The sequence below is a fragment of the Affinirhizobium lemnae genome (assembly GCF_022968395.1).
GTDB lineage: Bacteria > Pseudomonadota > Alphaproteobacteria > Rhizobiales > Rhizobiaceae > Neorhizobium > Neorhizobium lemnae.
In genome coordinates, this window is the sequence record NZ_JALJQZ010000003.1 from 73,289 (window position 1) to 91,751 (window position 18,463).

Sequence of the window (18,463 nt, forward strand, 5' to 3'; positions counted from 1 at the left end):
GCGCTTCGATGCACTCAATGCGGTCCTCAGGTTGTCAGGCGAGGGGAGTTCATCAGCTTGCGGAACAGCGTCTGCATGGCTTTGCCGATATCCTCGTTCGGAGATGCTTCGATAAAGTAGCCTGGTGTTGCGCAAGCTTCCATGTTTGGGCGCAGACGCGCGTTGAAGGGCTTAATTCTGTTAACCCAAAAATCATCGTCAGGCAGCGGAATGTATGTCGTGTAGACGACGGCGACCTTGATGCCTTTGTCTTTGAGATCTCTGCAAATGGCAGGATCAATCGGCTCCATGCAGCGGGTTTCTTTCTGGCTGCCGGAGCAGACCGCCTTTTCTGCATCGGTCATGCCGTCTGAAACAAGAAAGACCACCTTTTGCCGGTCGGTCGCGCTGTTGCCCGTGCCAACTGTGCCAACCACCGGCTTGATGCTCGCGAAAGTGCTGGCAAAGTCTGTTAGTGTATTGTCGTTATAGTTGTTCCTGACCGTGGATATCAAATCGAGATTGTCTACAGCTTTATCAACATTGTCCATGTTGGATGTCAGCTTGGCGATCTCCTTCAGTCCGAGATCATCTGCTGTTGTGCCAAATGAATAGACCGCCATGCGGTATTGATTGTTCACCAGCTTGTACAAGTCGACGTCTTCCGTGAGCTTCTTCGTGGCATCACGAACAACATCAATACGGAGCTTTACGCCCAGGTTACTAGCAGCCTTTAGCGTGTTGTCCTGGGGCTTTCCTGTCGCGTGACAGGCAAAGGCGCAGCCGAAGTTTGCTTCCAACTTAGCGATATCGGCATTCGTTGCGCCCAGACCCATGGAAGGGGTGTTGTCCAGCAGCATGAAGAAATCAATGAAGGCGTTCGTCTGGTATGTCGCTTTGGCCGTGCCGCTCACGCCGATACTGTCCTTGCCTAAAACGCCCATGAAGGCGGTGGGTATGGCAGCGGTAAAGGTGACGTTGGACGTAAGTTGGGAGTTCTCGCGCTTTATACTAACGCTGACAGATTTGAGGCGGTCGCGAAGTGTCTGCGGCAATTGTGCTAAGAAAATTCGCTTGGCATCCTCGTTGCCTAGTTGGATCTCTCCGTTGGCGGGCATGATCATGGCTTGCGCCACGGATGTCGATTTTTCCGACAAGGCTCCCAATGCAGCCGCATCGGCGGCATTCATGAGTGCGGCTCTTTCATCCACGGCCATACCGAAATCTACTGCCAGGCCGGCTGTCGCGATCAACGGCACAAGCAAAAGTGCTGTCAAAACGCCAAAGTTTCCATGCTGATCCGACGCAATTGCTTTATGGTTGTTTAGTCGAAATTTTTTCATCAAATCTACTCGGCTACGTCAGTAATAATTGTATCTATCCTTAGATATTTTGTATTTATATATTCAAAACGAGATTGGTTTAGCACGAATTAACTTATATTAGTTGCATTTTACATGAGTATTTACTTATATTTTGGACATAAGATTTTGGAAGCGTTACAAGCAATATAAGTCTTGGTCTCCGCTTTGCATGAGGCGTCCTGCTATTCATCCATCTGTAGGCTGGGCATTCGCCTTTCAGCTCTATGCAAGGCTGCCTCAAAGGTTTATAAGCCGCCAACTTCAAACAAGGTGCGATACGGCACTGCGTAATCAAAACGGACGAAAGACAATGGCAGAAACCTGGACACCAAGCACATGGCGGCAAAAACCGATCCAGCAGGTTCCGGATTATCCGGATGCGGACGCGCTGAAGGCGACGGAAGCCCAGCTTTCCACTTTCCCGCCACTCGTCTTTGCAGGTGAGGCGCGTCGCCTCAAGAAGTCTCTCGCCAATGTTGCCGAAGGCAATGGCTTCCTGTTGCAGGGCGGCGATTGCGCGGAAAGCTTCCTGGAGCATGGCGCAGACAATATTCGCGATTTCTTCCGCGCGTTCCTGCAGATGGCCGTCGTTCTGACTTTCGGCGCGCAGCAGCCGGTGGTGAAGGTTGGCCGCATCGCAGGTCAATTCGCAAAGCCGCGCTCCTCGAATTTCGAGAAGCAGGGTGATATTGAGCTTCCGTCCTACCGCGGCGATATCATCAACGGCATCGAGTTCACGCCGGAAGCGCGCATTCCCGCACCTGAGCGTCAGCTAAAGGCCTATCGCCAGTCGGCAGCCACGCTGAACCTTTTGCGTGCCTTTGCCATGGGTGGTTATGCGAACCTCGAAAACGTTCATCAGTGGATGCTGGGCTTCGTCAAGGACAGCCCGCAGGGTGAGCGCTATAAGAAATTGGCGGATCGCATTTCCGAAACAATGGACTTCATGAAGGCCGTCGGCATTACTTCGGAAAACAATCCTGCGCTGCGTGAAACGGATTTCTTCACCAGCCACGAGGCGCTGCTGCTGGGTTACGAAGAGGCATTGACGCGCGTCGATTCGACTTCCGGCGACTGGTATGCCACGTCTGGTCACATGATCTGGATCGGCGACCGTACGCGTCAACCCGACCATGCCCATGTTGAGTTCTGCCGCGGCATCAAGAATCCGATCGGCCTGAAGGCGGGGCCATCCATGACTGCCGATGGTTTGCTTCAGCTGATCGATATCCTGAATCCGACCAACGAAGCAGGCCGTCTGACGCTTATCTGCCGCTTCGGCTATGACAAGGTTGCCGAACACCTGCCGCGCCTCATCCGCGCTGTGGAGCGTGAGGGCCGCAAAGTGGTCTGGTCGTGCGACCCGATGCATGGCAACACGATTACGCTGAACAACTACAAGACCCGTCCGTTCGACCGAGTTCTGTCGGAAGTGGAGAGCTTCTTCCAGATCCATCGTTCGGAAGGCTCTCATCCGGGTGGTATCCACATCGAGATGACCGGCAAGGACGTGACCGAATGCACCGGCGGCGCGCGTGCCGTTTCCGCCGGCGATCTTCAGGATCGCTACCACACGCATTGCGATCCGCGTCTCAACGCCGATCAGGCGCTTGAACTGGCATTCCTGCTGGCAGAGCGTATGAAGTCGGGGCGTGAGGAGAAGCGTCTGGCGGTTAACGCCTGATCTTATCTTCTAGATAGTTCGAAAAAAAGGAAAGGCCGGTGGGGGGAACCGGCCTTTCTCTTTTTGAGGCTGTGCTGGCATAGCCTCAAGTCCCGGACTAAGTGGAAGGGCACCTTCACCCGAGATTTATAACTGCTTGCTTATATAGTTCAGGTTATAGTTGCATTCTTACCAATCTGTTAAAGGTTGCGACATTGCAAAGCCGTGCATTCCAAAATCCGTAATAAAGTCCTCAACTTTCTGTCATTCCTCGTGATTAGGTGGATGGCGCCGTATCTCGCATATTCTTTCTCCCTTATTGACGTGGCACTGAGGCGGACCGTCAAGTTTACAGGCGAATTTGTGTCATGCGCGTTGCGGAGGTTTGTTGCGCACGCTAAATCATTGTCATGACTCAGGATATCGTTTCGAACTTCCGTATTGCTCTTGCGCAGCTAAACCCGACTGTCGGGGACATCGCAGGGAACCTTGTTCTTGCGCGTCAGGCGAGGCGTGAAGCCGCGCAAAGTGGTGCGCATATCGTGGTCTTCACCGAACTCTTTCTGAGCGGCTATCCCCCGGAGGATCTGGTGCTCAAGCCCGCTTTTCTGAAAGCATGCTGGAAGGCGCTGGAAGATCTGGTCGAGGACAGCAAGGACGGTGGACCGGGCTTCGTAATAGGCCTTCCGCGCCAGAGCGGGAAGGGACGCCACAATTCGGTTGCCATCGTCGATAACGGTCGGATTCTGGCGCTGCGCGACAAGATCGATCTGCCGAACTATGGCGAGTTCGACGAGAAGCGCGTGTTCGTTGAAGGCGAGATGCCAGGACCGGTGAATTTCCGCGGCGTGCGCATCGGTGTTCCGATCTGCGAGGAGATCTGGAACGATCTTGGTGTTTGCGAAACACTGGCGGAAAGCGGCGCGGAGATCCTCATCGTGCCGAATGGCTCGCCCTATTATCGCGGTAAGGTGGAAGTTCGCCATCAAGTGGCGCTGAAGCAGGTTATCGAAAGCGGTTTGCCGCTGATTTTCGTCAACCAGCTGGGCGGACAGGACGAACTGGTTTTCGATGGTGCGAGCTTCGGTCTGAATGCCGATAAGACGCTTGCTTTCCAGATGGCGGAATTTGAAACCGGGCTGGAGACTATGGATTGGGTTCGTTCCGACAATGGATGGCGTTGCAACAACGGACCCATTGTCACCATTCCTGAGCGGGAAGAGGCGGACTATCGCGCCTGCCTTCTGGGTTTCCGCGATTACGTGAACAAGAACGGGTTCAAATCTGTCGTCCTCGGCATGTCCGGGGGCATCGATTCTGCGGTCTGCGCCGCCATTGCCGTGGATGCACTCGGAAGCGACCGGGTGCGCACCGTCATGCTACCTTACCGCTATACATCCGAGGAAAGCTTCAAGGATGCGGCGGAATGCGCGAAGGCGCTCGGTGCGCATTACGACATCGTGCCGATCTCCGAGCCGGTTGAAGGCTTTCTCTCGGCTCTTTCGGAAATGTTCGAGGGGACCGAGGAAGGTATCACGGAAGAGAATCTGCAAAGCAGAACGCGTGGCACCATTCTCATGGCCATTTCCAACAAGTTCGGCGCCATGGTTGTGACAACCGGCAACAAGTCCGAAATGTCGGTTGGCTATGCGACGCTTTACGGTGATATGAACGGCGGCTTCAACCCTATCAAGGACCTGTACAAGATGCAGGTCTATGCTCTGGCAGCCTGGCGCAATCAGAATGTGCCGCATGGGGCGCTTGGTCCCGGCGGCGAAGTCATTCCCTCCAATATTCTGTCCAAGGCACCCTCTGCAGAGCTGCGCCCCAACCAGACGGATCAGGATTCGCTGCCGCCTTACCCCGTGCTCGACGACATCCTCGAATGCCTTGTGGAGGGCGAAATGGGGGTCGACCAGATCGTGGCACGTGGTCATGACATTGCGACCGTGCATCGCGTGGAACATCTTCTCTATCTGGCGGAATACAAACGTCGTCAGTCTGCTCCCGGCGTAAAGATCACGAAGAAGAATTTTGGCCGGGATCGTCGCTATCCGATTACCAACCGGTTTCGCGACCGGTGAGGTAGGGCGGAGCTTGATCGTCTCACTCTGTGTCCGTCGACGCTGGTTGCGTCTTAAGGCTGGAAGGCTTTACGTTTGATCCGGACATCGATGCGATATGGAGAGGTATGTCGGCGTGCGAGACTGTATGGTCGATGGTGAAGCCTTTGCAGCCGACGCCCGGGAGGCCGTATACCGAGCCATTCACACGCGTCGGGATGTGCGCGACCAGTTCTTGAGTGATCCCCTGCCGGACGATCTGGTCCGTCGCTTGCTAGAGGCTGCCCATGCCGCGCCCTCCGTCGGGTTTATGCAGCCCTGGAGTTTCATTCTAGTGCGGTCAGAGGAAACGAAGCATGCAGCCTGGGAGGCCTTCAGCAAGGCGAATGCAGAAGCAGAGGCGATGTTCGCCGATGAGAAGCGAGATCTCTATCGGAGCCTGAAGCTTGAGGGCATACGCAAGGCGCCGCTTTCCATTATCGTAACCTGCGACCCGGACCGCGCCGGACCGGTGGTGCTGGGGCGTACCCATAATCCGCGCATGGACGTTTATTCGACTGTCTGCGCGGTTCAGAACCTCTGGCTTGCCGCGCGAGCCGAAGGGGTAGGTGTTGGCTGGGTCAGCATTTTCCATGATGACGATGTTCGCGCGCTGCTCGGAATCCCCAGGCGCATCGAGATCGTGGCATGGCTTTGCCTCGGCTATGTTCGCGAACTTTATCAGGAGCCGGAACTGGCGGTGAAAGGCTGGCGGCAAAGGCTCGATCTCGACCAGCTTATTTGCGAGGAGCGGTGGATTGATCAAGATAACAAATAGAAGATGCCCAGACAGCCGGTATGGGCATCTTCATCATCGCTTAGGCTGGAGTATTTCCTATATAGGAGGAAACATCCGAAACGCTTTATCTTGCTGTTTTTACGCGGTGCGTACGCAAAGCCGCTGACGCAGTTTGGCTGAGCGCGTGCTAGATCGCTTGTAGAAGTGCATCGCCTACCTCCTGCAACTCTTCAATCAGGAAGCTATCGGCACCTCCTCCTGCTTGAAGGATGACCGCATTCTGATAGACGAGTTCATTAGTGCTTCCAAACAGTTGTTCGGCAATTATATTGCCTGGATCGCTGCCGTCAAAGAAGTCTTCCATGCCTGTCGCGCCTGAATTGAAGGTGTTGGCGGCAAACTCGGTTACGGAAGTCCTCTGTTCAAGAAGTGTGGCGCCTTTGAACCTGTAGGCTATCGAAGTGTTTGCTACCTCTGCTGTCCAGCTGCTGTTGACGATGTGTATCAATGTCTGAGGCATAATCTATCTCGCCAACTCTTCAGATCGCTTCTTCGAGGTATCCGTTCCCCTCCTCTTGCGAGCCGCCATAATCAAGGCTTCGCATATCACCTGACCTACCTCTTCAAGATCATCGATGAGCAGTTCGCCTTCAACTGCTGTAAATTCCACCGTGGAATTGATAACCAGTTCATCTGTGGTCGAGAACAATTGATCGATGACCACATCATTATCGTCGGTGGTTGCAATGTATCTGCCCAGCGGTTGCGCGTCGGGGTTCGTCAAAGCTACCCCGAAGAGTTGAACATTGGTGCTTTGTTCACTGAGTGTTTCACCTACGAACTTGTAGCTTATGTCCGTATTGGCGACCTCGGCCACCCAGCTATTTTGGACAATGTGAATAAGTGTCTGGGGCATGATACTGATTTACCTGTCCTGGATGACAACGTCGACGAAGAGGGAGGAGTGGCCGGCAGTGGGCGTGCCGACAATGCGATAGCCAACTTTATCGACGTCCCAAGTGTACGGCTTTGACGTCTGAGCGTTCGAGAGCGCCCAGTTGCTTCCATTCGTGCTCACGTACCAGACTGGTGCGTCGCCCAATCCGAGCAACTGATAGTTGAAGTGGGTCCATACACCGAAGTTGTTGCCCGGACCGGCCCAGCAGAGCCAAATGTCGGAATTAAACGCGACGCCGGAACTATAGTTTTGAGATGCCGCCATTGTTTGGCGGCCGCTGCGTTCACGAAGAATATCGCCCGGAGACTGGCTTAGCCAGCTAAAGCCGGACCAAAGATTGGCACCGTGAGTGCTGATCTTGAAAGATGTAGCAGAATAGTTCGTATACTGGATTTGAAGATAAGGTGCATCTCCTCCGACTTTTTTGTTCACGAACTCCCGGTGCGCTTCGGTGATCTGGGTTGTGACCTCTAGCTTCGCAGTCGGTCCGGACTCGGTGCAAATCATGGTTTCGCTGCGATATGGGCCGGTCTCACCAGTTTCGCTCAGAATATAGTAGCGCTTTCCCGCTTCAAGTCGATCGGACCCCATCAATCTAAATTCGAGGCTGGCGTGAATTTCCTCGTCACTTGTCACGCAACGATACAGAGCGTCATGCCCTTCTGCAATAATTATATTCGAATCATTGTATATATCAAATGTTTTTATCAATATATGCATCATATACCTCTTTAATTTATTTGATGGCAAGACGATTTTTACGAGAAATGTTGGTAAATACGCAAGTTTAATGCGATTTATAATTGTAAACGTACGTGTATGTTATGGCGTTAGAAGATTACCGTGAAGGAAACGGGAGGTTAACCGATGCGTCTGTCCCAAATCGGGATGCATCACGGCTCTGTGCCCGGGACAAGTGAACGCTTGCGGATGCGCATGTAATTATGCGCCTTCGTCTCGCCCGCATTGCACGGGCAGCGGTATTAAATTCTGTTTTTGGGTGTATTCTAGCGATCTGGTTCTATGCCGGGCCGGTTCAATTCTGCGTCCTGACTGTCTGGATAGAATTGTGGACCAACGGTGCGCACCGGCTGGTCCGGTTTCCATTCCCTGACCGGCGGGACCGGGGACAGATCCTTCGGCGTGGAGGGGCGCATTTTGCCAAGCGTGATGACCGAGGAACCCGGTTTCTGCGCATCTGTTCGCTGAATAGACGAAGAGGCTGCGCCCGGAGCATCGGGATTGATCGAGGCCGGAACGTTGGCATAGTCGATCTCGCCGCATTTGAGCTGCAGCATTTCCTTGCGGATGATCTCTGGATCCCTGCCGAGAGAATTCACCAGCTTTCCCTGAGCCGTACGAGAGGCAAGGACGGCCTGCCTGTCTCGCTCCGTATCGACAAGCTGCTGCTCCAGAACTCGACAGGGGTCGTTTCGCCCGAAGGTGACGATGCTGCCGGTGCCACAACGAAGTTGCAGCATTTCTCCCCGAATTTCGCGGGCTGTTGCGGTGATATCGCTCAATGCCTTTGCGTGGGAATTGGCAGTTTGCGTGCTGCCGATGACAGTCGTCGCGCTTGATAGTTCTTTGCCCAGAGCCACGCAACGCGCCGCATTATCTGCTGCAGAAGCGACTGCGGGCAGACACAGGACGATAGCCGCGAATAGCTGGCGATGAGGCATGAACGATGCTTCCCTGCTTCGAAACAAACGAAAACCCGGAGGCAGTTTCCGGCCCCCGAGTTTAAATTATCATAATCGGCCTGTGTGAGGCTTAAGAGATCGCAGCGAAATCCGTATGGGATGCCTCCACTACCGCCAAAGCCGCCATGTTGACGACACCGCGGGACGTGACTGAGGTGGACAGGATATGCGCCGGCTGGGCCGCACCCAGAAGGATTGGCCCCACATGCAGGGCATCCATCATGGTGCGAACAAGGCCCAGCGAGATGTTCGACGAATCGAGGTTCGGGAACACCAGGAGATTGGCCTCACCAGAAAGATCGCTGTTGGGCATTGCACGCTTGCGCAGGCTTTCCGACAGGGCAGAACCCGCCTGCATTTCACCGTCGACTTCAAGGTCGGGAGCGCGCTGGCGGATGATCTCCAGTGCTGCGCGCATCTTGCGTGCGCTTTCGGAATCACGGCTGCCGAAATTGGAATGCGACAGCAGAGCTGCCTTTGGCACGATGCCGAAGCGGCGGATTTCCTGCGCCGCCAGAATGGTGATCTCGGCGATCTCCTCATGCGTAGGGTTGTCGTTCACGAAGGTATCCGTGAAGAAGACCGGGCCCTTCTGCGTGATCAGAAGGCTCAAGCTGGAGAATGCGCAGACGCCCTTCCGCTTGCCGATGATCTGGCTGACATCACGCAGGTGACGGTCAAAGCCACCTTCAACGCCGCAGATCAGGGCATCGGCATCGCCCCGCTTGACGGCGAGCGCGCCGATCACTGTGTTGTTTGTACGCACGATAGTCCGCGCCGTTTCCGGGTTGATGCCCGCACGACCGACGAGCGAAAGATATTCCTCGACATAGTCGCGGTAGCGCGGATCATCCTCCGGGTTGACCACCTCGAAGTCTACGTTTGGCCTAATGCGGATACCGAAGCGCTGCAGACGTGCCTCGATGACCGAGGGGCGCCCGATGAGAACCGGTACGCCTGTCTTTTCTTCAAGCAGAACCTGGGCGGCGCGCAGCACGCGCTCATCCTCGCCTTCCGAGAAGATCACGCGCTTCTTTTCTGCGGCGCGAGCACTGGTGAAGATCGGCTTCATGACGAAGCCGGAGCGCCAGACAAAACGGCTCAACTGATCCAGGTAGTGATCGAAGTCAGCGATCGGGCGGGCCGCAACGCCGCTCTCTGCAGCAGCCTTTGCCACTGCAGGCGCAATGCGCAGGATCAGGCGCGGGTCGAACGGCGAGGGGATGAGGTAGTTCGGTCCGAATACCGGCGTCTCATCAGCGTAGGCGCGTGCGGCGACATCGGAAATTTCTTCGCGTGCCAGACCGGCAATCGCCTTGACCGCCGCCATCTTCATTTCTTCGTTGATGGTCGTTGCGCCGCAATCCAGCGCACCGCGGAAGATGTAGGGGAAGCAGAGGACGTTGTTGACCTGGTTCGGGAAATCGGAGCGGCCAGTACAGATCATCGCGTCCGGACGGGCAGCGCGTGCGAGTTCCGGCATGATTTCCGGGGTCGGATTGGCCAGCGCCATGATGAGCGGCTTTTCGGCCATCTGCTCCAGCAGTTCCGGCTTCAGGACACCAGCGGCGGAGAGGCCGAGGAAAACGTCCGCACCGCCAATGCTTTCGGCCAACAGGCGCTTGTCGCTCTTCTGGGCGTAGATTTCCTTCCACGGGTCCATGAGAACGTTGCGGCCGTCGTAGACCAGACCTTCGATATCATGGACCCAGATGTTTTCGCGTTTCGCGCCCAGCGACACGAGCAAGTTCAGGCAGGCCAGGGCAGCGGCGCCAGCGCCCGAAGTGACGATCTTGACGTTCTCGATGTTCTTCCCGGCCAGTTCCAGACCGTTGAGGATGGCTGCGGCGACGATGATGGCAGTACCATGCTGGTCATCATGGAACACCGGTATGTTCATCTTTTCACGAAGCTGGCGCTCCACTTCGAAGCATTCCGGCGCCTTGATGTCTTCAAGGTTGATGCCGCCGAAGGTGGGCTCCAGAGCGGCAATTGTGGAGACCATGCTGTCGACCGTTTCGGCAGCGATCTCGATATCGAAAACATCGATGGCAGCAAATTTCTTGAAGAGGACGGCCTTGCCTTCCATCACTGGCTTGGAGGCGAGGGGACCAATATTGCCGAGACCGAGAACAGCGGTTCCGTTGGAAACGACTGCGACGAGATTGGCGCGGGCAGTGTAGTCGGCAGCGGCTTCCGGATTGTCACGAATCGCAAGGCAGGGAGCCGCTACACCCGGCGAATAGGCGAGTGCGAGATCACGCTGATTGCCAAGTGGCTTTGTCGGCTGGATTTCGAGCTTTCCGGGGCGCGGGTAGCGGTGGAAGAACAAAGCCTGTTCATCCAGATCCGCCTGTGGGGCTGCTTTCGCCGAATGAACCTTGCCCTGCTGCTCCATCGCCATCTCCTTCCTGGTCATCATTTACTTTGGTCTCTTACAACAATCCGTGCCTGGGAACAGTACTGAATTCTTAGGTAGCGGATACGCCCTTACATGACAGCCTCTGCCACCAGGGATGCATGGAAAACTCGTTATCCCGGTCACCTGTCATCTTCCTGATAAATGACTCTGATTTCTGAATGTCATGGGGGCGGTGCGACGAAAGGAAGATCTCGTGACTGTGACGACGGAAACCAGACACTTCAGAACGCTTTTCATTTCGGATATCCACTTGGGATCGAAGGCGGCGCGGACGGACTTTCTTCTCGACTTTCTGCGATACCACGAGGCGGAGACGTTGGTTCTCGTCGGCGACATCGTCGATGGCTGGCGCCTGAAGCGTAACTGGTATTGGCCGCAGGGCTGCAACGATGTGGTCCAGAAACTGTTGCGCAAAGCGCGCAAGGGAACGCGTATCGTCTACATTCCCGGCAATCACGATGAGTTTCTCCGCTCCTTCCCCGGCGTTCACTTCGGCGGCATCGAGGTTGCCGAGCGCATGATCCACGAAGCGGCGGACGGAAAAAGATATCTGGTTCTTCATGGCGACGAGTTCGATGTCGTGGTGCGCAACATTCGACTGCTCGCCTATCTGGGCGATTGGGCCTATGACGCGGCCATTGCAATTAACGTGGTTCTGGCCGCCATTCGCCGCAAGCTGCATTTGCCTTACTGGTCGTTTTCCGCCTGGGCCAAGCTGCAGGTAAAGCAGGCGATCAATTTCATCGGCGAGTTCCAGAACGTCGTTGCCGAGGAGGCGCGCCGCAACAATGTGGACGGCGTCATCTGCGGTCATATCCATCACGCCACGATGGAGGATATCGGTGACATTCGCTACATCAATACGGGCGATTGGGTGGAAAGCTGCACTGCCATTGCCGAGCATATTGATGGCACGTTCGAGCTGATCTCCTGGCAAAAGATTGCCTTGACCGCCGATATCAAGGCACTGCCCATGCCTAAGGACAAGCGTGAGGACATGCAGGCAGCATAGGGCAGAACCCAAAAAACGCCTGCATGCTGCCCGTACCTGCGCAGCTTCCATTGCCGTTGCGCAACATTGCCAAGCATTTATCAGAATTGCCGGTCTGGCTGCCCAAACTGCTGCAGCCGGGGCTGTCAATCATTCTAAATTTCTTTAAGAGAGGCGAACTCTGAATTCGAGAATCGCCGGAGCCCGCCGTGGCCGAGACTGCCGCTCCTTCCGCACCTTCGGGCTTTGCCGTGCGCTGCGCCTTTGCCTATGCGGCGGCGATGAGCGTGAACGGTATCCTGCTGCCTTTCTTTCCGGCGTGGCTGAAGTCGCTATCACTGAACGAATTCGAGATCGGCGTCATCTTGACAGTTCCGATCATTCTTCGGCTTGTCTCTGCGCCGCTTGCAGGCGCCCTCGCAGACCGTATGTCGGAGCGCGTCTTGGTCCTCATCGTTTCTGCGGCGCTTTCCCTGATGACCGCTGTGCTTCTGATCTGGGCCGGTGGCTTCTGGACAGTCCTCATCATTTTCAGCCTTCAGGGGGCAGCTTTTGCTCCGTTCATGCCGGTTCTCGAATCAATCACCGTTATGGGCGTTCGCCGCTGGGGATATCGTTACGGAACCATTCGTGTCTGGGGATCGATCGGTTTTGTCGTTTCTACCCTGATCGCTGGTTGGGCGATCTCGCATCTGTCCAGCCGGATCGTTCCGGAAGCGACAGCGCTGACCTATCTGCTGACGCTGTGTGCCGCCCTTATGGCGCCGCGGCTGGGAAGAGCGATGAGGGCGCAGACGGCGGATCCAACCAGTATGCGTCAGGTGGCCCGCTTGCCGTTTCGTTCAAGTCTCAACCTGCTCATGATCGGTTGTACGATCGTTCAGTCCACGCATGGAATGTATTACGCGTTCTCTGGAATTTACTGGCAGGGCATAGGCTTCAGCGGTCAGGAGATCGGCATTCTCTGGGCGTCGGGAGTCATTGCCGAGATCCTGTTCTTTTTCTGCGCGGGACGGATCGTCAGGCATATTTCGGCGGTCAGCTTGATCCTGATTGGGTCGGTCGCCGCCATGATTCGTTGGTCGCTGTTTGCCACCCCTTTGAGCTTTGAAGCCTCCGTTCTGCTGCAGTGCAGCCACGCCCTGAGTTTTGCGTTTCTTCATTTCGGAATGCAGCAGAAGATCGTCGAGGTGGTGCACGAAAGTCAGGAATCGTCCATTCAGGGCACGTTCTTCTTCTACAATGGCGCCTTCCTGGCCACATCTACATTCCTATCAGGCCTGATCTATCATTCGCTCGGCCAGCATTCCTACTACGTCATGTCTGCTGTCGCAGCTTTCGGCTTGTTGATTACATGGACCGTTTCACGCCGAGCTTGGAAAGCTTAGATGGACAAAGGTTGAAGTTGCAGACTATTGACGACCTAACCTGAAATTGTTCTGTGGCTTTAGGGTTACTGAAGGGTGATTTCGGGCCGGGATGCCATGGCAATTCAAGTGTTGGCGGATATATTGCCGACAGGTTCTATTCAATTTTCGAAAGCGTATCGAGCACCTCTACATGCAGGCAAAGCCGAAGACGGCCGATGAGCAGGCCGCAACCCTTGAGATGACCTCTACGGCTGACAGTGTTGAGCGATTCGTTCTGGCTGGAGACTGGCGCAACCGCGGCATCAGTCAGGTCCTGAACGACCTTATGGCCGCCGAGCAGAAGCAAGGCCAGGGGAAACTCGAAATCGATGCATCGAGCATCGAAGCTGTTGATACGTCCGGTGCCTGGCTGATTCGGCGCCTGATCAACGGCAAGCAGGCCGAAGGACGCGATGTGGAACTGATCGGCGCAAGCAAGACGCTGTCCGATCTGGTTGACGTCCTCCCAGAGGGCGGGCTGAAAAGACCTTCTGCCGATAAAGATCAACGCACACTGTTCCAGCGCATATTCGAGCCAGCAGGCAAGGCCGTCTGGAGCCTGGGGCAGGACGCGCTGGCGGGTTTGCACATCCTTGGCTCAGCCGTCGGCGGCGCGCAGCTCAAGGGTGGTCGCGGCGCGGGCGTTTCCCCGGCATCGGTCGTTACGCATATCGACCGCATGGGTGTGCGCGCCGTACCCATCATCGTGCTGATGTCCTTTCTGATTGGAGCTATCATTGCCCAGCAGGGCGCCTTCCAGCTTCGCTACTTCGGCGCTGAACTTTTCGTCGTGGATTTAGTTGGCATTCTCCAATTGCGCGAGATCGGCGTGCTTTTGACCGCCATCATGATTGCGGGTAGGTCTGGCAGCGCCATCACTGCCGAAATCGGCTCCATGAAGATGCGCGAGGAGATCGACGCCCTGACCGTGATCGGTCTCAATCCTGTCGGGGTTCTGGTCTTTCCGCGTCTCGTGGCGCTGACGATTGCACTGCCTTTGCTGACCATCATCGCCAATTTTTCGGCACTGTACGGTGCAGCCATCGTGACCTTCATTTATTCCGGCATCACCTTCCAGACCTTCCTCTCACGGCTGCATGAAGCGGTGGATTATTCGTCTGTCGCCTCCGGCATGATCAAGGCGCCGTTCATGGCGCTTGCCATTGGCATTGTTTCGGCTGTCGAAGGGATGAAGGTGGGCGGCAGTGCCGAATCGCTCGGTACACATGTTACGGCCTCGGTAGTGAAATCCATCTTCGTGGTCATCCTTATGGATGCACTTTTTGCAATCTTCTATTCCGCAATCGACTTCTAGGATGAGCATGGCAGTTCAGGACGATACCACGGCTGACGAGAAGCACCCGGATGATGACCGGGTGATCCTGTCCGTGCGGGATCTAACCGTCAGCTTCGGCACCAAGACCGTGCTGGATCATCTTGATCTCGACGTCTATCGCGGGGAGATTTTGGGCTTCGTCGGCGCGTCCGGTACGGGCAAATCCGTTCTCATGCGCACGGTTTTGCGGCTGGTTCCGCATAGTTCGGGATCGATCCATATTCTCGGTGTCGATTACGAAAAGGCCGATGTGAAGACTCGCATGGCGCTGGATATGCGGATGGGCGTCCTGTTCCAGCACGGCGCTCTTTTCTCCTCGCTCACCGTGAAGGAGAACATCCAACTGCCGATGCGAGAATATCTTGATCTGCCGCAATCGCTCATGGATGAGCTGGCCTACCTCAAGATCGACATGGTCGGGTTGGCGGCGGATGCGGCTGACAAGTATCCTTCAGAGCTTTCGGGCGGCATGATCAAGCGTGCGGCGCTCGCTCGTGCGCTCGCTCTGGACCCGGACCTCGTTTTCCTTGATGAACCAACCTCCGGTCTTGACCCGATCGGCGCCGCCGAGTTCGACATGCTGATTGCCCGGCTGCGTGATACGCTGGGGCTGACGGTTTATATGGTGACACACGACCTGGACAGCCTGTTTTCTGTCTGCGACCGCATTGCGGTTCTGGGCCAGAAACGAGTGCTGGTGGAAGGAACGTTGGACGACATGCTGGCCTGCGACGATGCGTGGGTTCAGTCTTATTTCCGCGGAAAGCGCGCCCGGTCCGTTACGACGGATTACGGCGATGCGAACGCGGTGCCAGGAAAGTAACGCCTATGGAAACTAAAGCAAATTACGCCCTTGTCGGCTTCTTCACGCTGCTGGTGGTCGCTGCCGCATTCGGCTTCGTCTACTGGATGGCGCAGTATGGCCGCAGCGGGCCCATGGCCGAGCTTGCCATTCGCATTCCCGGTTCCGCAAACGGTCTCTCGGTCGGATCTGCGGTGCGGTTCAACGGCATTCCCGTCGGTTCCGTTCGCAGTCTGAATATCGACCCGGATGACCCGCGCTATTCCATCGCATTCACAGAGGTCCAGACCAGCGCTCCGGTGTACCCTTCGACGAAGGCGGTTCTGGAAGTGCAGGGCCTGACGGGGGCTGCCTATATTGAACTGTCAGGCGGCAAAACCGGCGAGGACAACCTGTTGCAGAAGGCGCAGGATACGGGCCGACCCGCAGTGCTGATCGCGGATCAATCGAGCGTGACCAACCTTCTGGCGACTGCAGACAAGATTCTGCAGCGTGCGGACGATGCTATTGGCCAGATTCAAGGCTTCGTGACGGATGCGCGCGGTCCATTGACCCGGACGATCCAGCACGCCGAAGCCTTCACCGGCGCGCTGAGTGCGAATTCGGATGCAATCGACGACTTCCTACGCAGCCTCTCCGCGCTTTCGGGCACATTCAATCGTGTTTCGGAACGTCTGGATTCAACACTGGCTGCTGCGGAAGGGCTGGTGAAGGCCGTCAATCCGGACAAGATCAACAATATCCTGACCAACGCCGAAACCGTGACAGGTAACATTGCCAAGTCTTCCGACAAGATCGACGGCATAATGCTGGAAGTGCGCGATGCGGCAGCTGGGTTCAACAAGGCAAGCGAAGAGGCTCAGTCGGTTCTGAAGCGTGCCGATCAATTGCTGGCAGCGGTCGATCCGAATAAGGTCAATACGGCGGTCGACAACATTACCTCTGCGGCGGCGGACGCGCGCAGCGCGCTTTCCTCCGCCCGCGAGGTTGTGGATGGAGTGGCCGACCGACGCGATGAGATCAACAAGGCGATTGAAGATTTCACGCAGCTGGCGCAGAAGCTGAACCAGGCGTCCACGCGTGTCGACGGCATTCTGGCAAAGGTGGACACGATGGTCAGCGGCGATGAATCCAAGGGTCTGTTTGCCGAAGCGCAGAAAACCCTGCAATCCATTCGGGCCACTGCCGACAATCTGAATTCTCGTATCGGGCCGATTGCGGACAACCTTGCTCGCTTCTCCAATACCGGCCTGCGTGATGTTCAAACCTTGATTGGCGATACCCGTAAGGCTGTTCAGAATCTCAATGAGACGATCACCAACTTCGACCAGAACCCGCAGCGCCTGATCTTTGGCGGGGAAACGGTGAAGGAATATGATGGCAGGACGCGGCGCTGATGCGAACATTTGTTAAAACCGAGGTGCAGATGGTTTCGGCAATTTCTATTCCCAAGGCGCTCTTTGCCCTCCCGGTCATGGCTCTGCTGCTTATCGGCTGTGGTAGCAAGGCGAACAACGACACGTTCGATCTGTCGATCACGCCGATGGCGCAAGGACCGTCTGCCAAGAGCAAGCAGATCCTCGTGCCGGAGCCGACCGCACTGAAATCGCTGGATAGCGAGCAGGTGGTGGTGCGCGTTTCGCCTTCTGAAATCCAGTATCTGGCGAATTCACAATGGGGTGACAGGCTGCCGAAGATGGTGCAGTCCAAGCTCGTCGAGGCATTCGAGAACTCGGGCAAGCTGGCAGGTGTCGGCAAGCCGGGGCAGGGCCTTGCCATAGACTACCAGGTGGTAGCGGATATTCGTTCGTTCGAAATCGACACGTCGGGCCCACGGGCTGCGAAGGTTGAGATCTCCGTCAAGATCCTCAACGATCGCAACGGATCGGTGCGGGCCCATAACGTGTTTCGGGCTTCCGTGCCGGTATCCGGCGAAGACAATGCAAAGTTCATTGGTGCTATCAATCGGGCTTTCGCGAAGGTGGGAGCCGACATCGTGGACTGGACGCTTCGCTCGATCTGAGTTTTCGAAGATCAATGATATTTCAGGGAGGGGCCGACAGCACCTCTCTTTTTCTGGTGTGATTAGGGTGTAGGCCCCAGACACTACGCATTGTGCAAAATCTGATTGGCTGGACTATCCAGCCTTATGCACAAGGACCCGATGAAAACCCGGGTAGCTCTTCTGGCCGCCGATCCGCCAGACAACACAGCAACGCAACCTATCCCGTTTTCAAGGCCCGAGTCTCTCTCGGTCCGTTGCATCAAATGTAAAAAATCTTCATGCAAACAGCTGGCGCGCGCTGGTTCCCCATGGATTCGTGCCTAGTCGGGGTTCTGGGTGAACTACCATCCTTGATGTAGTTCTAGAGCGGGATTCGACCTGATTGAATCATTCTGTGGCCATGAATTTTCGTCAGGATCAAGGATTTTGCCGAAGGGCATATCTGGATATACGTCCGAGGCGAAAGCCGCCGATAGTGGCGAAAATGCATGTCGCCCACCGGCCACGCCGCTTTGCCGAGGCAAAGCGACAAGCGTGTCCGGCACTTCAAATGCTTGCCGGATTGAAAGGCAATCCGGCGGGAGGGTTGGACGAAACCGGCCATCCACTTTGTCGAAGTGCTTGGGCGTAGCTTAAGGCTACGCCACGCGCCCATCGTCCCAAGTGGAACGAACCGGTTTGGGCTAACAGAATTGATCCAATCAGGTCGAACCCCGCTCTAACCCGCCCGTGTAGAATCTGACCTATAGTGCTTCCTTTCATTCGAGGGAAAATAGTGGACCATCAAAGCCCGGGATCAAACACCTACACCGTCTTAGTTTTCAGACGGTCTCGCAAGTCCCTAAGCCTTACTAGTTCCGATGCCGGATCAGATCGTGTTCCAAGGAAATCCCGTAGATTCAAATAGTTCTAAAGTATACAAATTTTGACCAGTTTTCTGTGAATTAAAATTGACAATTGCAGTCAAGTTAGTAGTTATCGCCCAACCTC

Annotated in this window: 15 protein-coding genes and 1 other annotated feature; of the genes, 9 read left to right on the plus strand and 6 right to left on the minus strand. The window is 55.7% G+C overall.

All coding sequences use genetic code 11. The features are described 5' to 3' along the window. Nucleotides 1–26: 26 nt before the first annotated feature. Nucleotides 27–1,322 (minus strand): pilus assembly protein TadG-related protein, encoded by a 1,296-nt coding sequence (locus MUU53_RS02885; protein WP_247259518.1) that lies wholly within the window; start codon nucleotides 1,320–1,322, stop codon nucleotides 27–29. Between the two features lie 331 nt (nucleotides 1,323–1,653). Between MUU53_RS02885 and MUU53_RS02890 the strand changes: the two genes are divergently transcribed. The 3 genes from MUU53_RS02890 (at nucleotide 1,654) to bluB (ending at nucleotide 5,886) form a co-directional block, all read left to right on the plus strand. Continuing rightward, entirely contained in the window at nucleotides 1,654–3,027 is a 1,374-nt protein-coding gene (locus tag MUU53_RS02890; protein WP_137137028.1) for a class II 3-deoxy-7-phosphoheptulonate synthase, read from the plus strand. 389 nt (nucleotides 3,028–3,416) lie between these two features. Then, the gene (locus tag MUU53_RS02895) at nucleotides 3,417–5,090 is read left to right on the plus strand and encodes an NAD+ synthase (protein ID WP_247259519.1); all 1,674 of its coding nucleotides are present in this window, start codon (nucleotides 3,417–3,419) and stop codon (nucleotides 5,088–5,090) included. A 97-nt stretch (nucleotides 5,091–5,187) separates the two neighbouring features. Then, a complete protein-coding gene (bluB, locus tag MUU53_RS02900) occupies nucleotides 5,188–5,886 on the plus strand; it encodes a 5,6-dimethylbenzimidazole synthase (RefSeq protein WP_377307245.1) in 699 nt (232 codons plus the stop codon). 148 nt (nucleotides 5,887–6,034) lie between these two features. Here the strand turns inward: bluB and MUU53_RS02905 are convergent, their stop codons facing one another. From MUU53_RS02905 to MUU53_RS02925, 5 genes are all read right to left on the minus strand, one after another. After that, complete coding sequence (locus MUU53_RS02905; protein WP_247259520.1) at nucleotides 6,035–6,367, minus strand: hypothetical protein; 333 nt, start codon at nucleotides 6,365–6,367, stop codon at nucleotides 6,035–6,037. Between the two features lie 3 nt (nucleotides 6,368–6,370). Beyond that, nucleotides 6,371–6,763 (minus strand): hypothetical protein, encoded by a 393-nt coding sequence (locus MUU53_RS02910; RefSeq protein ID WP_247259521.1) that lies wholly within the window; start codon nucleotides 6,761–6,763, stop codon nucleotides 6,371–6,373. Nucleotides 6,764–6,772: 9 nt separating this feature from the next. After that, nucleotides 6,773–7,528, minus strand: coding sequence for a hypothetical protein (locus MUU53_RS02915; RefSeq protein ID WP_247259522.1), 756 nt, complete (start codon nucleotides 7,526–7,528; stop codon nucleotides 6,773–6,775). Between the two features lie 284 nt (nucleotides 7,529–7,812). Next, nucleotides 7,813–8,487: a hypothetical protein gene (locus MUU53_RS02920; protein WP_247259523.1), complete on the minus strand. Its 675-nt coding sequence runs from the start codon at nucleotides 8,485–8,487 to the stop codon at nucleotides 7,813–7,815. 91 nt (nucleotides 8,488–8,578) lie between these two features. Beyond that, nucleotides 8,579–10,906 (minus strand): NADP-dependent malic enzyme, encoded by a 2,328-nt coding sequence (locus tag MUU53_RS02925; RefSeq protein ID WP_247259649.1) that lies wholly within the window; start codon nucleotides 10,904–10,906, stop codon nucleotides 8,579–8,581. 217 nt (nucleotides 10,907–11,123) lie between these two features. On the opposite strand from MUU53_RS02925, the gene MUU53_RS02930 reads away from it, so the two are divergent. From MUU53_RS02930 to MUU53_RS02955, 6 genes are all read left to right on the plus strand, one after another. Beyond that, nucleotides 11,124–11,942, plus strand: coding sequence for a UDP-2,3-diacylglucosamine diphosphatase (locus tag MUU53_RS02930; protein ID WP_377307244.1), 819 nt, complete (start codon nucleotides 11,124–11,126; stop codon nucleotides 11,940–11,942). 188 nt (nucleotides 11,943–12,130) lie between these two features. After that, the gene (locus MUU53_RS02935; protein ID WP_247259525.1) at nucleotides 12,131–13,309 is read left to right on the plus strand and encodes an MFS transporter; all 1,179 of its coding nucleotides are present in this window, start codon (nucleotides 12,131–12,133) and stop codon (nucleotides 13,307–13,309) included. Nucleotides 13,310–13,481: 172 nt separating this feature from the next. Further along, nucleotides 13,482–14,645 carry an ABC transporter permease gene (locus MUU53_RS02940; protein ID WP_377307243.1) on the plus strand — a complete coding sequence of 388 codons (1,164 nt, stop codon included), beginning with the start codon at nucleotides 13,482–13,484 and terminating at the stop codon, nucleotides 14,643–14,645. Between the two features lie 7 nt (nucleotides 14,646–14,652). Further along, nucleotides 14,653–15,489 (plus strand): ABC transporter ATP-binding protein, encoded by an 837-nt coding sequence (locus MUU53_RS02945; protein ID WP_247259526.1) that lies wholly within the window; start codon nucleotides 14,653–14,655, stop codon nucleotides 15,487–15,489. Between the two features lie 5 nt (nucleotides 15,490–15,494). Continuing rightward, nucleotides 15,495–16,865: an MCE family protein gene (locus MUU53_RS02950; RefSeq protein WP_247259527.1), complete on the plus strand. Its 1,371-nt coding sequence runs from the start codon at nucleotides 15,495–15,497 to the stop codon at nucleotides 16,863–16,865. A gap of 29 nt (nucleotides 16,866–16,894) precedes the next feature. Continuing rightward, nucleotides 16,895–17,491: an ABC-type transport auxiliary lipoprotein family protein gene (locus MUU53_RS02955; RefSeq protein ID WP_247259651.1), complete on the plus strand. Its 597-nt coding sequence runs from the start codon at nucleotides 16,895–16,897 to the stop codon at nucleotides 17,489–17,491. A gap of 131 nt (nucleotides 17,492–17,622) precedes the next feature. Next, nucleotides 17,623–17,678: a sequence feature (sul1 is cis-regulatory element that is thought to sense ions involved in sulfur or methionine metabolism; They are found in Alphaproteobacteria), on the plus strand. The last annotated feature ends 785 nt before the right edge of the window (nucleotides 17,679–18,463 follow it).